Genomic DNA, 22,943 nt, shown 5'->3' on the forward strand with positions numbered 1-22,943 from the left:
TTTTAGGTAGACATAATATCCGACACACGTAATAACTCACTATCGATTTCGGATTTGCCCTTAATTGCTTGTTCTAATGGAGTTAGGTTTACTTTATCATTTTGTAGGCCTACCATATAGTTTGTTTTTCCTTCCAATAAAGATTCTACCGCTTTTACGCCTAATCTGCTAGCCAAAACTCGGTCAAAACATGATGGAGCACCGCCTCGTTGCATGTGACCTAAAACAGATACTCTTACGTCATATTCTGGCATATTGGCCTCTACGTAGTCTTTTAATTCAAATACGTTTTTGCCAATTTTATCTCCTTCGGCAATAACTACAATACTGGATGATTTTCCGGATGCTTTGCTTTTTTGTAAGGATTCTAATAAACGGTCTAATCCTAAGTTTTCTTCGGGTATTAAGATTTCTTCGGCTCCTGCTCCAATCCCGGCATTTAATGCAATATGCCCTGCATCTCTACCCATTACTTCCACAAAAAACAATCGGTTGTGCGAACTTGCTGTATCTCTAATTTTATCGATTACTTCCACAACAGTATTTAATGCGGTGTCATATCCTATGGTGTGGCTGGTTCCAAAAATATCGTTGTCTATGGTTCCAGGTATGCCAATAATTGGAAAATTAAACTCGGTGTTAAACAACAAACCTCCTGTAAAGGTACCATCGCCACCAATTACAACTAATGCATCTACCTCAGATTGAACCAAATTAGTGTGCGCTTTTTGACGTCCTTCTGTTGTTTTAAATTCTAAAGAACGTGCCGATTTTAATATGGTTCCTCCTTTGTTTATAATATTGTTTACCCCACGTGGGCCCATTTCTTTAAAATCTGCTTCGATTAAGCCTTGATAGCCTCTATAGACTCCCAGACATTCTATTTTATAATATGCACAAGTCCTAACTACAGACCGAATGGCTGCGTTCATTCCTGGAGAATCTCCCCCAGAGGTTAGTACGGCTATTTTTTTTATGGTGGTTGGCATCGTTCTCTTGTTTTAATTGTAAATTTAACAAACATAATGCAGTAACTACGTTATGGATTTAATAATATTTGTGTCTTTTTTTAATTCAAACGTTTTCGTTAATAAGTTGCTTTATACTACCTAAAAAACATTGGTTTTAGCAATACGTTGTTTTTTTAAACTAAAGTATTATCAAGGTAATCCCTTTTTAGCTGGACTAAATTTGTGCCAAATGCCCAAAACAGATTAATTTAAAGTTAAGCACTCTTCACAAAAAAACCATCTATTTCAGAAATGAAAGGAGATGGTTTTTAAAATTAGTATAACTCTTTGGTTAGTATTCTTCCGGCAGAAGTGCTTCTTTGTTTTTTTGGGGCACGTCTTTTTTGGGTTGTTTGGGTTTCGTAAAATTAATATACTCCGGAGATAAAGCCGAATCTTGGTAGAAATCGGTATTAGAGGGTTGGCTGCCTAGTACTTTGTTTTTAAATATTTTGTTTACCAGTTCTTTAAAAGTATCAAAGTCTACTTCATAGGATATTCCCATTCCTTGTGTGTAACCAATTCCTTCTCCTATATAATTGATATCATTTTCTCTGTTAAATAAACGAAGGTTGAGGGTTCCATCTTCGTTAACTCGATATTGTATTTCGAGATCGCCCACTATTGCAGACTCATTGACTCCTCCAAGAGGCACCCCTACTTTACCATTAATGGTAGTTCTTTCGTTTACCTTAGACGAAATGGTGGCAATAACTCTCCCATCGGTTTCTTTGCCTAACCTTCTGTCTGCTGGTGTATAATTTAAACCTACTTTGAATTTTTCGGTATCGGACTGAATAATTCCTCCCAATAATCCCGAGGCAGTTTCGAACAAACTTCCTGAAAAATCGGACTGACTAACCCCTTCAGTGCTTAAAAACCCTCCCGATGAGAGCAAGTATAAGGCTTGTGTTTGTCGGACGTCTTTATCGTTTAATTTGTATTGAATCTCGGATTTTAACACATTGCTAACCGTTGGAAATTCAATATTAAAGTCTGGATCTGGACTTGCTAAATCGCCTCTAATACCGATAATTACTTCAACGGGAACCTTGCGATTAAAGGAGGCGTTTTCTAACAAAACAGCTGGACTAGCAATGGTTTTATAAACTGCTTCTAAATTTAATTGGGCTCGCATGGGGTTGCCTTCCCACGAAATGGAACCGCCTTTTTTGACATTAAACTTTTTATCTATTAGGCCTCCGTATTTAAAATTATAAGAACCTTCATAGGGCTGAAAATCTCCCCACATATTGAATTTTCCGAGGGTATTTATTTTAAACAATAAGGTTCCGTAGCCTTTTCCTTTCATACCGTGACCAGAGTTTCTGTCCAAGATAACTTCTACCTCTGCATTTGGTGTAATGTCTAAATCAAATTCTAGTTCTAGTCCTCCATATTTTTTGGTGTTTTCAGTAATACCCAATTTAATATTGCGCTTTTCGTTTGGGGTCAAAAAGTGTATAAAAGCATTATCACTAACACTCTCGGCATCATTTATAGGGATTTTGACGGTAGTTCCTTTTTCGGATCGTGCGGCTACTTTTATAAATAAATTATCTGTAGGGCCCTTTATGGTGGCTGTTCCATCAATAAAGGCTGTTCCATAATAGGCAGCATCGTCTTTATCTTTGGTATCTAAAACTAGCAACCTGTTGGTGTTGATGGCTAAATCCAATTTCCAATCTGCAAAGTTATTGTGTTCTATACTTCCATTTAAGAGCCCATTGGTAGCAAATTTAGTATCGGTAAGAGTGTTGTTTCTGAGCAAAAACTTTTCATCGGCTAAATCCACTATAGATCTATCGCTGAGTTGGTAGTCTATGTTTAAATACGGTATGGTTAATCCTGCTTTGTCTACATAAAGACGGCCGTTTATTTTAGGCTTATTGGTGTTTCCTGCAATACTAGCATTACCAGTTACTAGCCCTCTAATGTTAGAAAGCACCTCACCTCCTAAAGAACTTAAAACCCCTAAATTAAAATTTGCAAGCTGCACTTTTAGATCCAGAAGGGTTTCTTTGCCTATAATTTCAAAATTCCCGTTGGCACTTAAGGATTCTAAATTTTCATTTTTGACATACGAATTGATTGTAAATTTTTGAAGATTTTTATCTCCTTCAATATTAAAATGCAAATCTCCTAAATCCGTTTGGTTAATATTTAAATGATCCAAAACCAAGGAAGCTGTAGGTTTATAAATGGCATCATTTTGTTTAAAACTTATGTCTCCATTAATGGTACCATTAAAAATAAATTTTTTGTTTGCCGGTGTAATTTTAAATAAATCCACATCCTTAAAACTAAGATTTAAATCCTTATTTACCGCATCTTTTATCTTCCCTTTTAGGGTAATTTCTTGATTTTGATGGGACAGTACTATTGCATCAAAATTGAAATTTCGAAAAGATTTATCAAAAATAATTTGATTGTTTGGATTATCTTGCTCATTAAGATACCATAAATAGTCCTTAAACTTCAATTCTGACTTGCTTATTCCAACTACATTATTGTTGTCTTTGGTAATTGTGTGGTATAAATTTAGATTGAAATAATCTTCGCCCTTACTGCCTCCTTTAAATTCGGATCTAAAGAACAAGGTGTCTTTCATGGTCACATTAATCAGATTAAAATCTCTAACTTTGTAGTACTTTGTTTTAATACTATCCAACTCCACATACGCATTATATAATGGATTTTTGTTGTCTATAGTAATGCGGATGTTATCAAAGGTGTTGTCTGCAACTACTATTTGTGGCGAATTAAAATTTAATTTAAACTCTTGGCTATCTGATTTTATGTTACCTCTAACCTTTGTATTGGCAGCAATTGCCATTTGTGGATAAAAAATCTCCATGATTTTATTATAAATAGTAAAATCAAATTTCAAAAATTGTCCTTTGCTTACTCTATTGGGTTTAAAGTTGGTATACAGACTCCCTAAAGAATTTTTAATTAAATTGCCCAATTGATCAAACCGAAATTTTCCTACAATTTCGCCTTGCACCATATCCGAAGAATTTACCGTTATGGTACGTACCTTGTCTTTATCAAAGTTTGAAAAAACGGTAACGTCATCAAAAAAATAGGTATCCTTAGGGTTTTGATACACGGTTTTTTGGATATAAACCGCTCCTTGCAAATTTTCAATAGTATTGCCCGACACTTGAACCACAACATCGCCTTTAAAGAGTGCAGTGGGGTCTTTGACTAATTTTAATTTATGCAAATCGGAATTGGCAACCGTTATATGAAAATCGTATTTATTTTCTTTATTGCTTAAATCCAATAAGCCATCAAAATGCATGTTTAAATTAGGATCCTTTATTGTAATTTGTCCCGTGTAATTCGGTATTTTAAAATTTCCGTTGACCGTAACATTGGTATAGGTATAGTCTTTAAAATCTATCTTAGTTATTACTCCGTTTAAAGCAGTATTAAGGTATTTTTCTGTAAATCCAATACCATCTACCGCTATATTCATACTGGTTTTGCCTAAATCTTTTTGATCCAGCAAGCTGCCTAAATCAAAATTATCTAAAGTAACAGTACCAACATACGATGCTTTGTCTATAAAATCGATATTTTTTAATGCCAATACAGACTGTACTTTTCCTAATTGGCTAGTGATATCCACATCAGCATTTAAAAAGGTTTTGCTCACTTGAGTGCTACCTACTATCGTGAAATAATCTAGTTTTTGTAGTTCTGTGGGTAGTTTTTTGCCCAAAATAGTAGGCAAAATTGCTACCAAATTAGCATAACTACTATAAAACTTTTTTAAATCCGCCTCCATATAAAAGGGTTGGTTTTGTTTACCAAAAATATTCTGGAACCTAAACTTTCCTTGTATGCTAGTGTTTCTAGAATCTAACAATTTTAAATTAGTTAGATTTAAATCATTTAACGATCCTTTGATTCTGGTGCTTAGATCAAAAAATTGATTTTTACCTATTTCTTTATAAAAATTCCGAAGATCATTAGAGGCCAAACGTGCCGATTTAATTTTAAAATCAAATTGAACTCGGTTATTAAAATCTGCAAAATCTGTGATTTTATAACGCAAAATCAATTCTCCTTTCAGGCTTGACTCTTTAGTCAATAAAACTAAATTTTGCAATTTAATATTTGATTTGGTATACCTAAAATCCGTATGTAAATCGGCCACATATATGCCGCTGTGGTCTAAAAACGACATCTTGGCAATGGTGGTGCTTACATTGGGTCCGTAAATCTGGAAATTTTTTAATTGTATATTTAACCGTTTAAATTCGGCCTCCTTGGACCTTGGTTTGTTAGCGTCTTGTAACACAAAATAACCATCTGATATTGTAGCCGTTTTGGCCTGTAATATAAATTTTTTGGTTGCTGGTTTGCCGCTATCAAAGGCTTTTATAAATACATCTAGATTGCTCTCTTTTTCGTTTTTATAGGTTTTTAGATTAAAAATTAATCCATCTAGGTGTATGTCTCCAAATAACAAGTCTCCATCCAATAATTTTTTGCCATCTAAAATATTGGTATGGATAATTTTGGTAAAAATTAACGTATCCTGATGGTGGTCTTTAATCAGTACATTTTTTAATTTTACGCCTCCAAAAACAGACAATCGCACCCCATCCATACTTATATTTGTTCCAAAGTCTTTGTTAATGGTTTGGGTAAAATATTGTGCTATTTTGGTTTGAACATACGGCACTGATAATGCTATTGCAGACAAAAGCAACAGCAAGAGTAGCCCTAGCAAAAAGCGAAAAACTATTTTAATAGATTTTTTGATACGTAATATGGTTTAAAATATTCTAAAAAATTGGTACATTGCCTCTATAAAGAGTGTCTGTTTTGATAAAAATTCTTTAATTTTGGCTGCACCCTAAAACCGAGTTTTGGGTTCCTCAAATATAAATCAAAATTTGTGCCTTTTTATGCAAAATCCTAAGGTTTTTATCCTAGCTATTGAAAGTTCGTGTGATGACACCGCAGCTGCTGTTTTATGCAATGACCAAGTGCTATCCAATGTGGTTGCAAATCAACTAGTTCATACACAATACGGAGGCGTAGTTCCCGAATTAGCCTCACGTGCTCACCAACTAAATATTGTGCCAGTGGTAGATGCCGCTCTCCAAAAAGCAGGTATACATAAAGAGCAACTCTCCGCAATAGCCTTTACGCAAGGCCCTGGTTTGATGGGATCGTTATTAGTTGGCAGTTCTTTTGCTAAATCTTTGGCTCTAGCCTTACAAATTCCGTTGCTAGCCGTCAACCACATGCATGCACATATTTTGGCTCATTTTATTGCCGAAGAAGGTTTTAAAAAACCCACTTTTCCGTTCTTGGCACTTACCATCAGCGGAGGGCATACACAAATAGTTCGTGTAGATTCGTATTTTGACCTGACCATACTGGGGCAAACTACAGATGATGCCGTAGGAGAAGCTTTTGACAAAAGTGCAAAAATACTAGGGCTGCCCTATCCTGGAGGTCCATTGGTGGATAAATATGCCCAGTTAGGCAACCCGAAGGCGTATAAATTTACAAAACCCAAAGTTCCTGGATTGGATTTTAGTTTTTCTGGCTTAAAAACCGCTATATTGTATTTTATACAAAAACAAAAACTACTAGACCCCAATTTTGTTACCGAAAACCGAAACGACATATGTGCCTCCATACAGCACACCATTATTGCAATTTTGATGGACAAATTAAAATTAGCCGTTACAGAAACTGGTATAAAACAAATAGCCATTGGTGGTGGCGTATCTGCAAACTCTGGAATTAGAAAAGCCGTCAAAGAGGCCGAAATTAAATACGGATGGCAGACCTTTGTACCCAAATTTGAATACACCACAGATAATGCTGCAATGATAGGAATTGTAGGTTATCAAAAGTACTTATTAGAAAAATTTGAAACTGCATCGGTAGTTTCAAAAGCACGCATACAATTTTAAAAAACAATGCAACTATTTTACAATCAGGATATTGACTCTCAAACCAGCGAATTTACCTTTCCTAAAGAAGAAAGCAAACACATTATAAAAGTTTTACGAAAAAAAGACGGAGACATCCTCTTTGTGACTAATGGATTGGGGTATATATTTGAATCCCAAATTACCTTAGCCTCAGATAGTAAATGTACTGTAGCGGTTCTTTCTGTAGAAAAAAAACCTGCTTCGGAGTTTCAGCTACATCTTGCCGTTTCTCCAACCAAAATGAACGACCGTTTTGAATGGTTTTTAGAAAAAGCGACCGAAATTGGTATCCAAGAAATCACACCAATTATTTGTGATCATTCGGAGAGAAAAGTTATCAATAAAGAACGTTTTGATAAGATTATCTTAACCGCTTTAAAACAAGCAAACGAAGTGTATTTGCCTAAATTAAATCCTGCAATTACATTAAAAGAATTCTTAAAGAAAGAATATTCTGGCCAACTTTTTATTGCACATTGCGAACAAACAGACAAAAAAACACTCCAATCAGTGGCGCAGCCTAAACAAGACACTACCATATTGATAGGCCCCGAAGGCGATTTTTCTAAAAAGGAGATAGATCTAGCTATAGCAGCTAATTTTAAGGCTGTATCTCTAGGAAACACGCGTTTAAGAACCGAAACAGCAGCTCTTGTTGCTTGCCATAGTATGGTATTTCTTAACGAAATGTAGCGTTATTATTTAAATATCTTCTCTATGAAAAAACTGTGTTTTATTACTTTATTTTTTTCAATCTACAGCTTCTCCCAACAGATTGCGCTACTGAAATATAACGGTGGTGGCGATTGGTATGCGAACCCCACCTCCTTACCTAATTTAATAAAATATTGCAATGCTACCATAAACACCCATTTGGATCCAAAACCGGCTACCGTAACCCCTTCTAGCTCGGATTTATTCTCCTACCCATTGGTACACCTAACTGGGCATGGAAATATTGTATTTGACCCCGAAGAGACTACCAACCTCCAAAAATATTTAGAAGCAGGTGGTTTTTTGCATATCGATGATAATTATGGCCTAAACCAATATGTCTTGAAAGAGATTAAAAAACTATTTCCAAATGTTCCTTTGACAGAATTACCAGCCAATCATGTTCTTTTTCAAAAACCCTTTCTGTTCTCTAATGGATTGCCTAAAATTCATGAACATGACGGAAAAAGACCACAAGCATTTGGTGTTTTTGTAAAAAACAGACTGGTATTGCTCTACACCTACGAGTGTGATTTAGGAGATGGCTGGGAAGATCCTGAAGTAAACAACGATCCTCCAGAAATACGAGAAAAGGCATTAAAAATGGGAGCAAATATTATTTACTACGTCTTTAGTAACTAATCCAACCCAATATTGGCTATATTAGGGATAAACACAAATGCATTACTTATACTATACGCTAATTTTGCTTTTGCAAAAAAAAAGTTAAACACAAAAGGAGCTACTTTAATAGCGGTATATTTACTTTTTCAAAAAAATATTTTTATGATCTCTTCCAAAATTATATCCAATGGAATATTGCGAGCGCTATTTACACTAGTGAGTATAGCATTGCTACTATTTTTTTTATACCAAATAAAAGCCGTACTAATTTATCTAGTAGTATCGCTTTTGCTCACCTTAATAGGATATCCTATCGTTGCTTTTTTTACAAAACGTCTAAAATGCAATAACACTGTAGCAACCATAGCTACTATGGCTCTATTTTTAATAATAATTGGTGGATTTATAATGATGTTTATTCCCTTAATATTAGACCAAGGAGAAAACCTATCGTTGTTAAACACTAATGAAATAGAGCAAAACACACTAGAACTTATCAATCAAATTAGTGCCTTTTTAGAAAGCTACCATATTGATGCCTCAAAAATGTTTCAAGAAGCAGACCTTAGTTCTAAAATTAATTTCAATATTCTACCCGATTTTTTAAACACTATTTTGGCAACATTGAGTAGCATTGGGATGGGGTTGGCCTCAGTCCTATTTATCACCTTTTTTTTATTAAAAGATCGCAAATCTTTTTTAATAACTGCCAGAAAATTAATTCCAGACAGTCATGAAGACCAAATTTTAAATTCTATAGCAAAAATAAACCCCTTACTATCTCGTTATTTTATCGGGTTACTCTTACAGCTATTTATCGTATTTATACTCTATTTGATTGTATTACTTATATTTGGCATCCCAAACCCTATTGTTATTGCTTTTTTGTGTGCCGTATTAAATATCATTCCGTACATAGGGCCTCTAATCGCTTCTATATTAGCAGCCGCATTGACCATGTTGGCCAATTTAGGAACCGATTTTCAATCCGAAATTTTACCCACAACCATTTATGTATTACTTGGTTTTTGGATTATACAAATTATTGACAACAATCTATCACAACCTTTAATTTTTTCAAAAAGTGTAAGTTCACACCCATTAGAAATATTTTTAGTAATTCTTATGGCTGGATTTTTATTTGGTGTTTTAGGGATGATCCTAGCAGTTCCACTATTTACGATGCTAAAAGTTGTGGCCAAAGAATTTTTTCCTGAAAATAAAGTAATTCAGTTATTAACCAAAAACATGTAATTTTGGAATCTAAGTTATTAAGCAATGAAGTACAAAATTTCATTACCGAAAATATACCAACCTCAGTAGCAAAACTAGCCTTGCAAAAAAATCCATTCCCAGATATAGAATGGAGCACTATTCTAAAACAAATAGAAGCTAAAGCAAAAGCAAAACAAAAGTTGCCTAGCTGGTTTGCTACAGACAAAATTATATATCCCAGTAAAATATCTATAGAACAAACCTCCTCCGAATCTACTGCTAAATACAAAAGCAGCCTTATTTCGGGCAAAAATTTAATTGACCTAACGGGTGGTTTTGGAGTTGATGATTACTATTTTTCTAAAAAAATGAACACAATAGCACATTGTGAAATTAATCCAGAATTAGCCGCTATCGTAAAACACAATTTTACCAAACTCCAAGCCAATAACATTATTTGTTATACCGGAGATAGCGCAACAACACTTAGTAGCTTAAATACCAAATGGGACTGGATATATATTGATCCTTCTAGACGTAATGATGCCAAGGGAAAAGTCTTTATGCTGCAAGACTGTTTACCAAACGTTCCTGAAAACCTAAATTTCTACTTTAAATACAGCACCTCAATATTAGTCAAAACAGCACCACTTCTGGATATAACAGCTGGATTAACAGAGCTAAATAATGTAAAAACAATACACATTATTGCTTTAGATAACGAAGTAAAAGAACTGCTGTGGGAGCTGCATAAAGATTATTCTGGAAATACCACCATTGCAACAGTAAATTTGACTAAAGATAAATTAGAACACTTTAGTTTTATAATGCAAGCTCCAATTGGAAATGCAAAATACAGTTTACCTCAAAAATACCTTTATGAGCCCAACAGTGCAATTATGAAATCGGGAGGTTTTGATGCCGTAAGTCAATTTTATAACATCAAAAAACTACATAAACACTCCCATTTATATACTTCCGACAGCATACTAGACTTCCCTGGTAGGGTTTTTGATATACAAACTACATTTACTTATAGCAAAGCACCGATGCAAACGTATTTAAAAAATACCAAGTCTAACGTTACTACCAGAAATTTTCCAGAAACTGTAGAGAAAATTCGTAAAAAATGGGATATAAAAGATGGTGGTACACTTTATACTTTTTTTACCACCGATATAAACAACAATAAAATAGTATTAATTTGTAATAAAATAAAATGAAAATCCTGCATCTGCTGCTAATTCTTAGCCTCCATACTATATTTGCTCAAAAACCCTGTGCATACGTCCAAAATGGTACCGATTCTATAGGAACCTACAAAATGACTAAAGAATATCTAATTTCAGAAAAACATTTTGCAGATAACTCCAGCTATGTGTTCCTAAACTTAGCCATTACGGATAACATCCCTACCTTAAATATGCAAACAATTCAAAAAAGCAAGCATTTTATACCAGCCAATTGTTTAGACAAAAATTCAAAAGTATATCTACAACTACAAAATGGTGGAATAATTACATTACAACATCTCAATCAAGAAAACTGTAGCACGTTGATTCAAGATGATAAAGGGTATAACAACCGTGTTTTGAATGGAGTTTTTTTATTTACAAAAGAGAATATTCAAGATCTATTGGCCTCACCAGTGTCTTTCATTAGAATCCGATTTTTGACCGAAAGTAAGGACTACGTTATTCCAAAACAATTAACATCAGAACTAGACAATACCCTATATACACCCGAAACTTATTTTATAGACCATCTACATTGCATCAAATAAACTAATCGCAAGACCACTTGGCATTAGAAATTGGATCAGCTATTGCAGTTTTCAAGTCATAATGCCACCATTCTGAATTCAGTGACTTAAACCCATTAGCTACCATTATCCGCTTCAATAACCTTCTATTAAGAAGAATATTTTTTGGTAAATTTAAATATTTATGACTGGCTTCTTTCCCAAAAAAGTCAAAAACAGTACCCATATCTAATTCTTTACCATATTTATCTACTAAGGTTACATCCACAGCTCCACCTCTATTGTGTATCGATCCTTTATTGGGATCGGCAACATACCGAGGATCCGGAACAATTTTCCACATTTTTATTTGGACATCTAAGGGCCTATAACAATCCCATATTTTTATTTTAAACCCTCTTTTTTCAAAATCCTTATTGGCTTTAATTAGTGCTTTAACCGTTTTTAAACGCATATAACATGCAGGACAATCATACACTTTTGCATTTAAAAAAGTAGCATCTGTTGCATATTTGATGTCATAAACAAAATCTGAACTGTACTCTTTCAAATTAACAAAAACAGTATCTTGACCCTGGCTAATTTGTTGCTGAATAACCAATTTTGTATTAGATGACTGAGGTTTGCAAGAATAGAATCTAAGAACAAAAATTACTAAAAATATTATTTTGTAAAACCGCATATTTTTTTTAATAAAAATACAATATTAAATATATTATAGACAAAAACTTTATGCAAATGATGCAATAAAAGCATTTATTACGAATACTTCGAAAGAAACGAAATTCATAAGCTTCTTTAAAATTCATAATTAAAATAGGAATAATCTTTTAATACTAAAATTAAAGCGTTCAGAAGTCGGTTTGAAGGCGTTCTGAAAATTGATTTTTTCTTGTTTAGATTATCAAACCTTTTTGGATAACCCACAACATTTGCGCATGATTCAATATTTATGCCTAATTCTTGTCGCTCCACAGGTTTTGGGATTGATCCTTTTGGGATTGATCCAATGATCCATACAGTTGACCGAGAATTTAAATATAAGTAATAAAAAAAACTGTGAAAAATTAAAAAATAATTTTTCACAGTTTTAAAGTGTACTCAGAGCGGGACTTGAACCCGCACGAACATTGCTGTTCACTGGATTTTAAGTCCAGCGTGTCTACCAATTTCACCATCCGAGCAAAATAAGTGGTACCTCCAGGGATCGAACCAGGGACACATGGATTTTCAGTCCATTGCTCTACCATCTGAGCTAAGGTACCTAAAAGATAATTAAAACCCTTATCCGATTAGGATAAGGGTTTTTTAAAAAGAAAGGCGACGACATACTCTCCCACATAACTGCAGTACCATCTGCGCAGGCGGGCTTAACTTCTCTGTTCGGGATGGGAAGAGGTGAGCCCCGCCGCAATAACCACCTTAAGGTCGTTTTGCAATGGGTAAATTAGCATGGTGCTAATAAACATTACAGAATATCGTAACATACTGAGATAAAGAAAAAAATATAATTAGAAAGTTTCCCCAGCCTCTTACGAGGCTGGAAAGGGTGTACATAAGCTTACGGATTATTAGTACTACTCGACTATGACATTACTGCCTTTACATCTATAGCCTATCAACGTGGTCATCTCCCACGATCCTTAAAAGAAATCTCATCTTGTGGTGGGTTTCGCGCTTATATGCTTTCAGCGCTTATCCCTTCCAAACGTAGCTACTCTGCCATGCCACTGGCGTGACAACAGATACACTAGAGGTTTGTCCAATTCGGTCCTCTCGTACTAGAATCAGATCCACTCAAATTTCTTGCGCCCACAGTAGATAGAGACCGAACTGTCTCACGACGTTCTGAACCCAGCTCGCGTGCCACTTTAATGGGCGAACAGCCCAACCCTTGGGACCTTCTCCAGCCCCAGGATGTGACGAGCCGACATCGAGGTGCCAAACCCCCCCGTCGATATGAGCTCTTGGGGGAGATCAGCCTGTTATCCCCGGCGTACCTTTTATCCTTTGAGCGATGGCCCTTCCATGCGGAACCACCGGATCACTATGCTCTACTTTCGTACCTGATCGACCTGTATGTCTCTCAGTCAAGCTCCCTTATGCCATTGCACTCTACGCACGGTTACCAAGCGTACTGAGGGAACCTTTAGAAGCCTCCGTTACTCTTTTGGAGGCGACCACCCCAGTCAAACTACCCACCAAGCAATGTCCCCCGCAATGCGGGGTTAGGCCTCAGACAAACAAAGGGTTGTATTTCAACAATGACTCCACAACGCCTAGCGACGCCACTTCATAGTCTCCAACCTATCCTACACATCATTTGTCCAAGGTCAATACTAAGCTATAGTAAAGGTGCACAGGGTCTTTTCGTCCCACTGCGGGTAAGCGGCATCTTCACCGCTACTACAATTTCACCGAGCTCATGGCTGAGACAGTGTCCAGATCGTTACACCATTCGTGCAGGTCGGAACTTACCCGACAAGGAATTTCGCTACCTTAGGACCGTTATAGTTACGGCCGCCGTTTACTGGGGCTTCAATTCAATGCTTCTCCGAAGATAACATCTCCTCTTAACCTTCCAGCACCGGGCAGGTGTCAGGCCCTATACTTCATCTTACGATTTTGCAGAGCCCTGTGTTTTTGATAAACAGTCGCCTGGACCTCTTCACTGCGGCCAGCATTGCTGCTGGCGACCCTTCTCCCGAAGTTACGGGTCTATTTTGCCTAATTCCTTAGCCATGAATCTCTCGAGCACCTTAGAATTCTCATCTCGACTACCTGTGTCGGTTTGCGGTACGGGTACTATTAACCTGAAGTTTAGAGGTTTTTCTTGGAAGCGCTTAGGTGTACTATCTCTTTGTCCGAAGACGCCGAGTACTATCGTATTTCCCCAAGCCGCGTGGATTTGCCTGCGCAGCCTATAGGTACGTACTTCAACGAACTATTCCGTCAGTTCGCGACACTTTCATTACTCCGTCACCCCATCACAGTTAAAACTAGTACGGGAATATTAACCCGTTGTCCATCGACTGTCCCTTTCGGGTTCGCCTTAGGTCCCGACTAACCCACAGCTGATTAGCATAGCTGTGGAAACCTTAGTCTTTCGGTGTGCGGGTTTCTCGCCCGCATTATCGTTACTTATGCCTACATTTTCTTTTCTAATTAGTCCAGCAACCCTTACGAATCACCTTCAACCCCATTAGAATGCTCCCCTACCACTTACGTATTATCGTAAATCCATAGCTTCGGTAATATACTTATGCCCGATTATTATCCATGCTCGTCCGCTCGACTAGTGAGCTGTTACGCACTCTTTAAATGAATGGCTGCTTCCAAGCCAACATCCTAGCTGTCTAGGCAGACAAACCGCGTTCTTTCAACTTAGTATATATTTGGGGACCTTAGCTGATGGTCTGGGTTCTTTCCCTCTCGGACTTGGACCTTAGCACCCAAGCCCTCACTGTTATGAAACATTATATAGCATTCGGAGTTTGTCAGGAATTGGTAGGCGGTGAAGCCCCCGCATCCAATCAGTAGCTCTACCTCTATATAACTTATACATAACGCTGCACCTAAATGCATTTCGGGGAGTACGAGCTATTTCCGAGTTTGATTGGCCTTTCACCCCTACCCACAGATCATCCCAAGACTTTTCAACGTCAACGGGTTCGGTCCTCCACTTTGGGTTAACAAAGCTTCAACCTGTCCATGGGTAGATCACACGGTTTCGCGTCTAACACTACTGACTAAAGCGCCCTATTCAGACTCGCTTTCGCTACGGATCCGTGGCTTAACCACTTATCCTTGCCAGCAACGTTAACTCGTAGGCTCATTATGCAAAAGGCACGCCGTCACCCCACGAAAGGGCTCCGACCGCTTGTAAGCGTATGGTTTCAGGATCTATTTCACTCCGTTATTCACGGTTCTTTTCACCTTTCCCTCACGGTACTGGTTCACTATCGGTCTCTCAGGAGTATTTAGCCTTAGCGGATGGTCCCGCCAAATTCAGACAGGATTTCTCGTGTCCCGCCCTACTCAGGATACCACTATCCATTATAGCACTTACCTATACAGGACTATCACCCTCTTTGGTTCTACTTTCCAGTAGATTCTAGTTCGTTTTACATGGAATATCGTGGTCCTACAACCCCAAAATTGCCGTAACAACTTTGGTTTGGGCTAATCCGCGTTCGCTCGCCACTACTTACGGAATCACTTTTGTTTTCTTCTCCTCCGCCTACTTAGATGTTTCAGTTCAGCGGGTTTGCCCACCCGTAGGTGTACTATGTCTTCAACATAGTGGGTTGCCCCATTCGGGTATTTACGGATCAATCGATGTGTGCTCGTCCCCGTAACTTTTCGCAGCTTATCACGCCCTTCATCGCCTCTGAGAGCCAAGGCATCCCCCATACGCCCTTATTTTGCTTATTGTACCAATCTTAAAATTAATTAAGACCGTTTTTTTTGTCTTTTACTACTAATAGTAAAAAACGCTTTCTACTTGTAATATTTTCTTATCTCAATATGTCAATGAACTTTTTTCCTTTCGGAATTGTGGAGAATAACGGAGTCGAACCGTTGACCTCCTGCGTGCAAGGCAGGCGCTCTAGCCAGCTGAGCTAATCCCCCATTTCTAATCTTAAATTATGAATGTTGAATTTTGAATTAAGGTATTCATACTCATACTTCTAAAATTTCCTTATATATAACTAATCCTAAATTGTTGTCTCGGACAGACTCGAACTGTCGACCCCTACATTATCAGTGTAGTACTCTAACCAGCTGAGCTACGAGACACTCTTCATTCTTAAATTATTTGTTCTTTTTTTTAAATTAACAGCAAGAGTAATAAAACTTTAAGCATAATGACCAACTTCTCTTTTCGTCTCTTTCCCTAGCGTGCTTGCGCTAACACTAAGGCTCTAGAAAGGAGGTGTTCCAGCCGCACCTTCCGGTACGGCTACCTTGTTACGACTTAGCCCTAGTTACCAGTTTTACCCTAGGCAGCTCCTTGCGGTCACCGACTTCAGGCACCCCCAGCTTCCATGGCTTGACGGGCGGTGTGTACAAGGCCCGGGAACGTATTCACCGGATCATGGCTGATATCCGATTACTAGCGATTCCAGCTTCACGGAGTCGAGTTGCAGACTCCGATCCGAACTGAGAACGGTTTTGTAGATTCGCTCCTATTTGCATAGTGGCTGCTCTCTGTACCGTCCATTGTAGCACGTGTGTAGCCCAAGGCGTAAGGGCCGTGATGATTTGACGTCATCCCCACCTTCCTCACAGTTTACACTGGCAGTCTTGTTAGAGTTCCCGACTTGACTCGATGGCAACTAACAACAGGGGTTGCGCTCGTTATAGGACTTAACCTGACACCTCACGGCACGAGCTGACGACAACCATGCAGCACCTTGTAAATTGTCTTGCGAAAGGTCTGTTTCCAAACCGGTCAATCTACATTTAAGCCTTGGTAAGGTTCCTCGCGTATCATCGAATTAAACCACATGCTCCACCGCTTGTGCGGGCCCCCGTCAATTCCTTTGAGTTTCAAACTTGCGTTCGTACTCCCCAGGTGGGATACTTATCACTTTCGCTTAGCCACTGAACTTGCGCCCAACAGCTAGTATCCATCGTTTACGGCGTGGACTACCAGGGTATCTAATCCTGTTCGCTACCCACGCTTTCGTCCATCAGCGTCAATCAATTAGTAGTAACCTGCCTTCGCAATTGGTATTCCATGTAATCTCTAAGCATTTCACCGCTACACTACATATTCTAGTTACTTCCTAATAATTCAAGTCAGACAGTATCAATGGCCGTTCCACCGTTGAGCGATGGGCTTTCACCACTGACTTATCTGACCGCCTACGGACCCTTTAAACCCAATGATTCCGGATAACGCTTGGATCCTCCGTATTACCGCGGCTGCTGGCACGGAGTTAGCCGATCCTTATTCTTACAGTACCGTCAAGCTGGTTCTCGAACCAGGGTTTCTTCCTGTATAAAAGCAGTTTACAATCCATAGGACCGTCATCCTGCACGCGGCATGGCTGGATCAGGCTTGCGCCCATTGTCCAATATTCCTCACTGCTGCCTCCCGTAGGAGTCTGGTCCGTGTCTCAGTACCAGTGTGGGGGATCTCCCTCTCAGGACCCCTACCCATCGTAGCCTTGGTATGCCGTTACCATACCAACTAGCTAATGGGACGCATGCTCATCTTTCACCGATAAATCTTTAATAGTGGTCTCATGCGAGACTGCTATACTATGAGGTATTAATCCAAATTTCTCTGGGCTATCCCTCTGTGAAAGGTAGATTGCATACGCGTTACGCACCCGTGCGCCGGTCTCTAGTTCCGAAGAACTATACCCCTCGACTTGCATGTGTTAAGCCTGCCGCTAGCGTTCATCCTGAGCCAGGATCAAACTCTTCATCGTATATTGTTTGCTTATCTCTAAGCTATTTATTTTTGACTGAAGATCTATTGGTTCTTTTTTATTCTTGCATTTCTATTACTCTTATTCTTTGTCTTAAGATCTCTCTTAAAACGGCTGTCAATTCAATATGTCTAGGAACGTGTCTTATCTTGTTTCTCGTTTCGTCGGTCAATTTTCGTGACTCTCGAAGCGGGTGCAAAACTACGACTTGTTTTGGTAACTGGCAAGAAAATTTTGAGGTTTTTTTAAAAAATAATTTTTTAATTTTTTCTCTATTTCTCTTAGCAGTATGTCAAATAACGTCGCTTGTTTAGCGGGGTGCAAATGTAAACTTTTCCTTTAATTCTCACAAGCTTTTGAACTCTTTTTTGAAAAATAAATTTTCACCTTGATTTCGTCTGCTTGCCAGTATTTGAAAGAACTTGTTTCTTATTGCGGGTGCAAAACTACCGCCTTTTTTCGGTTAATCAATACTTTTTTTACCTTTTATTTACCTTTTCTTAATAAGAATCGCTAACTGCTTTGTTTTTAATTCTATACAAATGCTTCTTTTGTTGCTTTTATAGGTCTTTGCTGCTGTTTTTGTGGTTATACTGCCGGTTTTAGGGGTTTGGTGGTTGTTTTTTGCAGGTGTATCTGTTGTCTTTATATAATAGGTAGGCTTAACTTTGGAATGAGATTAGCTTTGGAACGCCTCGCTCCTAGCCCTGATAGTAGCGGAAATCCTGCCGAGACGGGGTTCGGCGAGGTAGATTGTAGCGGATAGCAGGAAATAGCTCCTTTGTTTTTTTATGGTAAGGACTTCTTTTTGCGTTTTATTTACTTTTTCTTAATAGATTGAATTGTCTATGTGAATGCGTTTTAAACAATTCTGCTTTATTTGTAATTCTGGAAATAAACCTTTTGGGTAACTAATGCGTTAACAAAGGATCCTATTTTTGCGGATTTGGTTATTTTGGTGCAAAAAAAAAGGAACAATTAAGTTCCTTTTTTTTTAATTACATAATACTAATATTACATTTTTGCTTCTAAAGCTTTTTTCTCAGCAGTCATCTCTAGCCCTGAGTACACTCCAAGGAGTGTTTTAGCTACATCGGTATTTTTTGGATCTAATTCTAAGGCTTTGGTTAAATAAGGTATTGCTGCTCGGAATAGATCTTGTCGTTGTCTTTTTAGAACTTCGTAACGCTTCATCTCTTTGTCTGAAGTGCCTAATTTATTCATTTCTTCAATTATAACACCTTCTTTTTCTAGTTTTAAAGCTGCCATGTTGATATATGCATTAAGATAGCTAGGGTTTATCTTGATTGCTTGGTTGTAATATTTTTCTGCATCTGCTAGATTTTTAGCATTGGCACTTATTACTCCTAAGTTGAATATTAAATCTGCATCATTAGGATTTTTTTCTAAAACTTGATTGACTAATTTTTTGTATGTTTCAAAATCCTTGGATTCTAGGTATAGATTTGCTTCGGTTAAGATCAAAGAGGTGTCTTCTGGATTGGTTCTTTTTGCATCTGCTATGGCCGCTTTAGCTTCGTCAATTTTTCCGTTTTCTACCAAGATCAAAACAATGTTTTTATTGATTTCTCCTCTTTTGGACGGAATTTCCTCTGTTGTTGGCTGTTGGTGGGTTCCCAACTTAACCATTCTATCTCTTTCTTGAGCATTTTTGAAAAGATCGTTTTGTTGTGTCAATTTATTAACAGCCAAATAGTTGGTTTCTTTTCCGGAATAGTTTATTTTTTTTAGGTCTTTATATAATTTTAATGCCTTGTCATACTCTTTTGCATTTATGTAGGTGGAAGCGGCGTAATAAAGATTTAACGTGTCTTTTTGATCTAATAAGTAAGCTTCGTGCAGTTTTTTTGCACTTATAGCAAATTTATCTTCTTTAGAGTCTGCAATTGCTCCATCAATCAATTTATTTTTGATTGTAAGTATCGATTGGGTTGCTTGTGTGGAATATTTTGATTTTCCGGAAGCGTTTTCGGCTTGTATTAGATCCAAATAAGCTGCTGCTGCTAAGGATCTGTTTTTGTCTTCCTCGACTTTTTTGTCTGCTAGTTCCAATAAGGCGTTTCCTTTTACAAAGAAAAACTGTGCTTTTTCAGATTCTGAAGCGTTGCCCATTAAAGGTTCTGCTCCTTTTAATAATTCTAGAGCCTCTTGCGCTTGTCCTTTTTTAAATGCTTTTTCAGCAGCTTTAAGTTCATCTTTTTGAGCAAAAGTGGCCATTGATACTAGTAAAGCAGAGGTAAGTAGTACATATTTACTTTTCATAACGTTCTTTTAATTTATTTTTTATTTGCTTTAATTATTCTTCTGTGTCGTCTGAATCATTTGAATCGTCTTCTGGATCGTCTTCTAAGTCGTCGTCGTCATCCTCGTTATCGTCTTCTAAAACATCTTCTTCAAGAACTTCCAAAACAGGTTTTACTCTTTCAATTGTTGTTCCTTCAATGATATTTCCTTCCTCGTCAACTACTACTTCTTCCGCATCATCTTTCATGACCTTGGTCACTGCAGCAATAGAGTCTTTTCCTTTAAGGTTGATTAATTTTACTCCTTGGGTGGCACGTCCCATTACGCGTAAATCTTCAATTGCCATTCTAATGGTTAAACCAGATTTATTGATTATCATTAAATCATCGGCATCTGTCACGGCATTGATTGAGATTAATTGGCCTGTTTTTTCTGTGATGTTAAGTGTTTTAACGCCTTTTCCGCCTCGGTTAGTTATACGGTAAACGTCTTCTCCGTCTTCGTCAACTAATTTGGTTCGTTTTCCGTATCCTTTTTCGGTAACTACTAAAACCTGAGAGTCATTGACAGCATCTTTATCTACAGTAACCATACCAATTACTTCGTCTTGGTCGTCTTTAAGGGATATACCACGCACCCCAGAAGCTGTTCTTCCCATTGGTCGTGTTTTTGTTTCTTCAAAACGGACTAATTTTCCGGACTTAACCGCTAGGATAATTTGACTTTCTCCATTGGTTAATTTGGCTTCTAACAACTCATCTCCTTCTTTGATGGTGATTGCAGCAACCCCATTAACTCTTGGTTTTGAATATTTCTCTAAAGAGGTCTTTTTGACTTGTCCTTTTTTGGTTACCATAACTAAATTATGGCTCTTAATATAGTCTTGGTCTTTTAGATCTTGGGTGCAAATAAAGGCTTTTACTTTATCATCACTTTCAATATTTATAAGGTTCTGAATTGCTCTTCCTTTGGCTGTTTTGTTTCCTTCTGGAATTTCGTAAACGCGCATCCAGAAGCACTTTCCTTTTTGCGTAAAAAACATCATGTATTGGTGGTTGGTAGCTACAAACATGTGCTCTAAGAAATCTTGATCTCTTGTTCCGGCACTTTTTTGACCTACTCCACCTCTGTTTTGAGTTTTGTATTCGGAGAGATTGGTACGTTTGATATACCCTGCGTGCGATATGGTTATTACTACCTTTTCATCTGCAATTAAATCTTCGATGCTAACGTCTCCGCCTGAATATTCAATTACAGAACGGCGTTCGTCTCCGTATTTATCTCTAATTTCTACTAATTCTTCTTTAATCAAAGCAATTCTTAAGTTAACATCTGCCAATAAAGCTCTTAAATGCTCTATTAATTTCATTATCTCTTCGTATTCTGCTCTTAATTTGTCTTGTTCTAGCCCTGTTAACTGACGCAAACGCATCTCTACAATTGCTCTAGCTTGTATATCCGATAATTGAAACCTTTCAATTAACTTTTCTCTTGCTTGTTCGGTGTTTTTGGATGCTTTTATTAGCGCAATTACTTCGTCAATATTATCCGAGGCTATTATTAAACCTTCTAATATATGTGCTCTTTCTTCGGCTTTGCGTAACTCAAACTGGGTTCTTCGTACTACTACATCATGGCGATGCTCTACAAAATAATGAATCATCTCTTTTAGATTCAGCATCTGAGGGCGTCCGTTCACCAATGCAATGTTGTTGACACTGAAAGAAGATTGTAATTGGGTATATTTATATAAGGTATTTAAAACCACATTAGGTGTTGCATCTCGTTTTAAAATATAAACAATACGCATCCCATTTCTGTCTGATTCATCACGGATGTTGGCTATACCGTCTATCTTTTTGTCATTAACTAAATCTGCAGTACGTTTGATCATATCTGCTTTGTTGACTTGATATGGTATTTCGGTAACAATAATACACTCTCTACCGTCTACCTCTTCAAAACCAACTTTGGCACGCATAACTACTCTACCTCTACCGGTTTTAAAAGCTTCGCGAACTCCTTCGTACCCATAAATAACTCCTCCTGTAGGAAAATCAGGGGCTTTAATATGTGTCATGAGCTCATCAATCTCAATAGCATTATTATCCATAAAGGCTAAGGTCCCGTTGATAACCTCTGTAAGATTATGCGGAGGCATATTGGTTGCCATACCTACTGCAATACCGGTTGCTCCATTGATTAGTAAGGTAGGAACACGTGTAGGCATTACTTTAGGCTCATATAACGTATCGTCAAAGTTTAACTGAAAATCTACCGTTTCTTTTTCGATATCTGCCATTATTTCTTCCGAAATTTTACGCATTCTAGCCTCCGTATAACGCATTGCTGCAGGACTATCTCCATCTACAGACCCAAAGTTACCTTGACCATCCACTAATAAATAACGTAAACTCCACTCCTGAGCCATACGAACCATAGCATCATACACCGATGTATCTCCGTGTGGGTGGTACTTTCCTAAAACTTCCCCGACAATTCTTGCCGATTTTTTATGGGCTTTATTTGAAAAAACTCCTAAATCATACATCCCATAAAGAACTCTTCGGTGTACCGGTTTTAAACCATCTCTAACATCCGGAAGCGCTCTAGACACAATTACTGACATGGAATAATCAATGTAAGCAGATTTCATTTCGTCTTCTATGTTAATAGGAATTATCTTTTCTCCTTCAGACATAAGTTGTTATATTAAAAAATTATATTAGTTTCAAAACGTGCCAATATACGCTTTTTTGAAATTTTTAAAAGCTTTTTTTGAGACTAATTTCAAGGATTTATTAACAATAAAAATCCCCGTATTGTTGGCTATTTTTTTTGTGTATTGAATGCCATTACATTTGTTTTATTGGTTAATTAGCTGCCAAACGATCTTAAGGAATGATTTTTGTTTTTAAAATACTAATTCACTAAATTTACA

The 22,943-nt window shown here is 37.4% G+C and carries 11 protein-coding genes, 4 tRNA genes and 3 rRNA genes; 6 read left to right on the top strand and 12 right to left on the bottom strand.

The genetic code is table 11. The features are described 5' to 3' along the window. Nucleotides 1-2 precede the first annotated feature (2 nt). The gene (gene pfkA, locus LB076_RS11485; protein ID WP_066335706.1) at nucleotides 3-989 is read right to left on the bottom strand and encodes a 6-phosphofructokinase; all 987 of its coding nucleotides are present in this window, start codon (nucleotides 987-989) and stop codon (nucleotides 3-5) included. 313 nt (nucleotides 990-1,302) lie between these two features. Continuing rightward, complete coding sequence (locus LB076_RS11490; RefSeq protein ID WP_232505653.1) at nucleotides 1,303-5,757, bottom strand: translocation/assembly module TamB domain-containing protein; 4,455 nt, start codon at nucleotides 5,755-5,757, stop codon at nucleotides 1,303-1,305. 178 nt (nucleotides 5,758-5,935) lie between these two features. Here LB076_RS11490 and tsaD point away from each other — a divergent pair, with 178 nt between their 5' ends. From tsaD to LB076_RS11520, 6 genes are all read left to right on the top strand, one after another. After that, on the top strand, nucleotides 5,936-6,958 hold the full coding sequence (gene tsaD / locus LB076_RS11495; protein WP_066335714.1) for a tRNA (adenosine(37)-N6)-threonylcarbamoyltransferase complex transferase subunit TsaD: 1,023 nt from the start codon (nucleotides 5,936-5,938) through the stop codon (nucleotides 6,956-6,958). A gap of 6 nt (nucleotides 6,959-6,964) precedes the next feature. After that, complete coding sequence (locus LB076_RS11500) at nucleotides 6,965-7,672, top strand: 16S rRNA (uracil(1498)-N(3))-methyltransferase (protein WP_066335717.1); 708 nt, start codon at nucleotides 6,965-6,967, stop codon at nucleotides 7,670-7,672. A gap of 24 nt (nucleotides 7,673-7,696) precedes the next feature. Then, entirely contained in the window at nucleotides 7,697-8,335 is a 639-nt protein-coding gene (locus tag LB076_RS11505) for a DUF4159 domain-containing protein (protein WP_066335724.1), read from the top strand. Nucleotides 8,336-8,479: 144 nt separating this feature from the next. After that, on the top strand, nucleotides 8,480-9,571 hold the full coding sequence (locus LB076_RS11510; protein WP_066335759.1) for an AI-2E family transporter: 1,092 nt from the start codon (nucleotides 8,480-8,482) through the stop codon (nucleotides 9,569-9,571). A 2-nt stretch (nucleotides 9,572-9,573) separates the two neighbouring features. Beyond that, the gene (locus LB076_RS11515; RefSeq protein WP_066335726.1) at nucleotides 9,574-10,755 is read left to right on the top strand and encodes a class I SAM-dependent methyltransferase; all 1,182 of its coding nucleotides are present in this window, start codon (nucleotides 9,574-9,576) and stop codon (nucleotides 10,753-10,755) included. Further along, nucleotides 10,752-11,315: a hypothetical protein gene (locus LB076_RS11520; protein WP_066335731.1), complete on the top strand. Its 564-nt coding sequence runs from the start codon at nucleotides 10,752-10,754 to the stop codon at nucleotides 11,313-11,315. Before LB076_RS11515 ends, LB076_RS11520 begins: the two co-directional genes overlap by 4 nt. Nucleotide 11,316: 1 nt before the next feature. On the opposite strand, the gene LB076_RS11525 is transcribed toward LB076_RS11520, so the two are convergent. The 10 genes from LB076_RS11525 to gyrA all read right to left on the bottom strand — a co-directional run bounded on the left by LB076_RS11525 (nucleotide 11,317) and on the right by gyrA (nucleotide 22,703). Continuing rightward, nucleotides 11,317-11,844, bottom strand: a complete 528-nt coding sequence (locus LB076_RS11525) for a M15 family metallopeptidase (RefSeq protein WP_335583358.1) — start codon at nucleotides 11,842-11,844, stop codon at nucleotides 11,317-11,319. 548 nt (nucleotides 11,845-12,392) lie between these two features. After that, nucleotides 12,393-12,478, bottom strand: a tRNA-Leu gene (locus LB076_RS11530). A gap of 8 nt (nucleotides 12,479-12,486) precedes the next feature. Further along, a tRNA-Phe gene (locus LB076_RS11535) sits at nucleotides 12,487-12,559 on the bottom strand. A gap of 50 nt (nucleotides 12,560-12,609) precedes the next feature. Further along, nucleotides 12,610-12,719: ribosomal RNA gene (gene rrf / locus LB076_RS11540) — 5S ribosomal RNA — on the bottom strand. A 126-nt stretch (nucleotides 12,720-12,845) separates the two neighbouring features. Further along, a 23S ribosomal RNA gene (locus tag LB076_RS11545) occupies nucleotides 12,846-15,728 on the bottom strand. 124 nt (nucleotides 15,729-15,852) lie between these two features. After that, nucleotides 15,853-15,926 (bottom strand) — tRNA-Ala (locus tag LB076_RS11550). Nucleotides 15,927-16,020: 94 nt separating this feature from the next. Further along, nucleotides 16,021-16,094, bottom strand: a tRNA-Ile gene (locus tag LB076_RS11555). 129 nt (nucleotides 16,095-16,223) lie between these two features. Further along, nucleotides 16,224-17,737, bottom strand: a 16S ribosomal RNA gene (locus LB076_RS11560). The 16S, 23S and 5S rRNA genes sit together here with 4 tRNA genes alongside, the layout of an rRNA operon. Before the next feature lie 1,014 nt (nucleotides 17,738-18,751). Continuing rightward, the gene (locus tag LB076_RS11565; protein WP_066332112.1) at nucleotides 18,752-20,020 is read right to left on the bottom strand and encodes a tetratricopeptide repeat protein; all 1,269 of its coding nucleotides are present in this window, start codon (nucleotides 20,018-20,020) and stop codon (nucleotides 18,752-18,754) included. A gap of 34 nt (nucleotides 20,021-20,054) precedes the next feature. Further along, nucleotides 20,055-22,703 carry a DNA gyrase subunit A gene (gene gyrA / locus LB076_RS11570; RefSeq protein WP_066332110.1) on the bottom strand — a complete coding sequence of 883 codons (2,649 nt, stop codon included), beginning with the start codon at nucleotides 22,701-22,703 and terminating at the stop codon, nucleotides 20,055-20,057. Nucleotides 22,704-22,943 lie beyond the last annotated feature (240 nt).

Origin of the sequence: Flavobacterium crassostreae, assembly GCF_001831475.1 — a bacterium.
GTDB lineage: Bacteria > Bacteroidota > Bacteroidia > Flavobacteriales > Flavobacteriaceae > Flavobacterium > Flavobacterium crassostreae.

What these genes read in the sequence shown, in the direction of transcription:
- pfkA (WP_066335706.1), bottom strand. Translation starts at nt 989, where the DNA reads ATGCCAACCACCATAAAAAAAATAGCCGTACTAACCTCTGGGGGAGAT.
- tsaD (WP_066335714.1), top strand. Translation starts at nt 5,936, where the DNA reads ATGCAAAATCCTAAGGTTTTTATCCTAGCTATTGAAAGTTCGTGTGAT.
- LB076_RS11500 (WP_066335717.1), top strand. Translation starts at nt 6,965, where the DNA reads ATGCAACTATTTTACAATCAGGATATTGACTCTCAAACCAGCGAATTT.
- LB076_RS11505 (WP_066335724.1), top strand. Translation starts at nt 7,697, where the DNA reads ATGAAAAAACTGTGTTTTATTACTTTATTTTTTTCAATCTACAGCTTC.
- LB076_RS11510 (WP_066335759.1), top strand. Translation starts at nt 8,480, where the DNA reads ATGATCTCTTCCAAAATTATATCCAATGGAATATTGCGAGCGCTATTT.
- LB076_RS11520 (WP_066335731.1), top strand. Translation starts at nt 10,752, where the DNA reads ATGAAAATCCTGCATCTGCTGCTAATTCTTAGCCTCCATACTATATTT.
- LB076_RS11565 (WP_066332112.1), bottom strand. Translation starts at nt 20,020, where the DNA reads ATGAAAAGTAAATATGTACTACTTACCTCTGCTTTACTAGTATCAATG.
- gyrA (WP_066332110.1), bottom strand. Translation starts at nt 22,703, where the DNA reads ATGTCTGAAGGAGAAAAGATAATTCCTATTAACATAGAAGACGAAATG.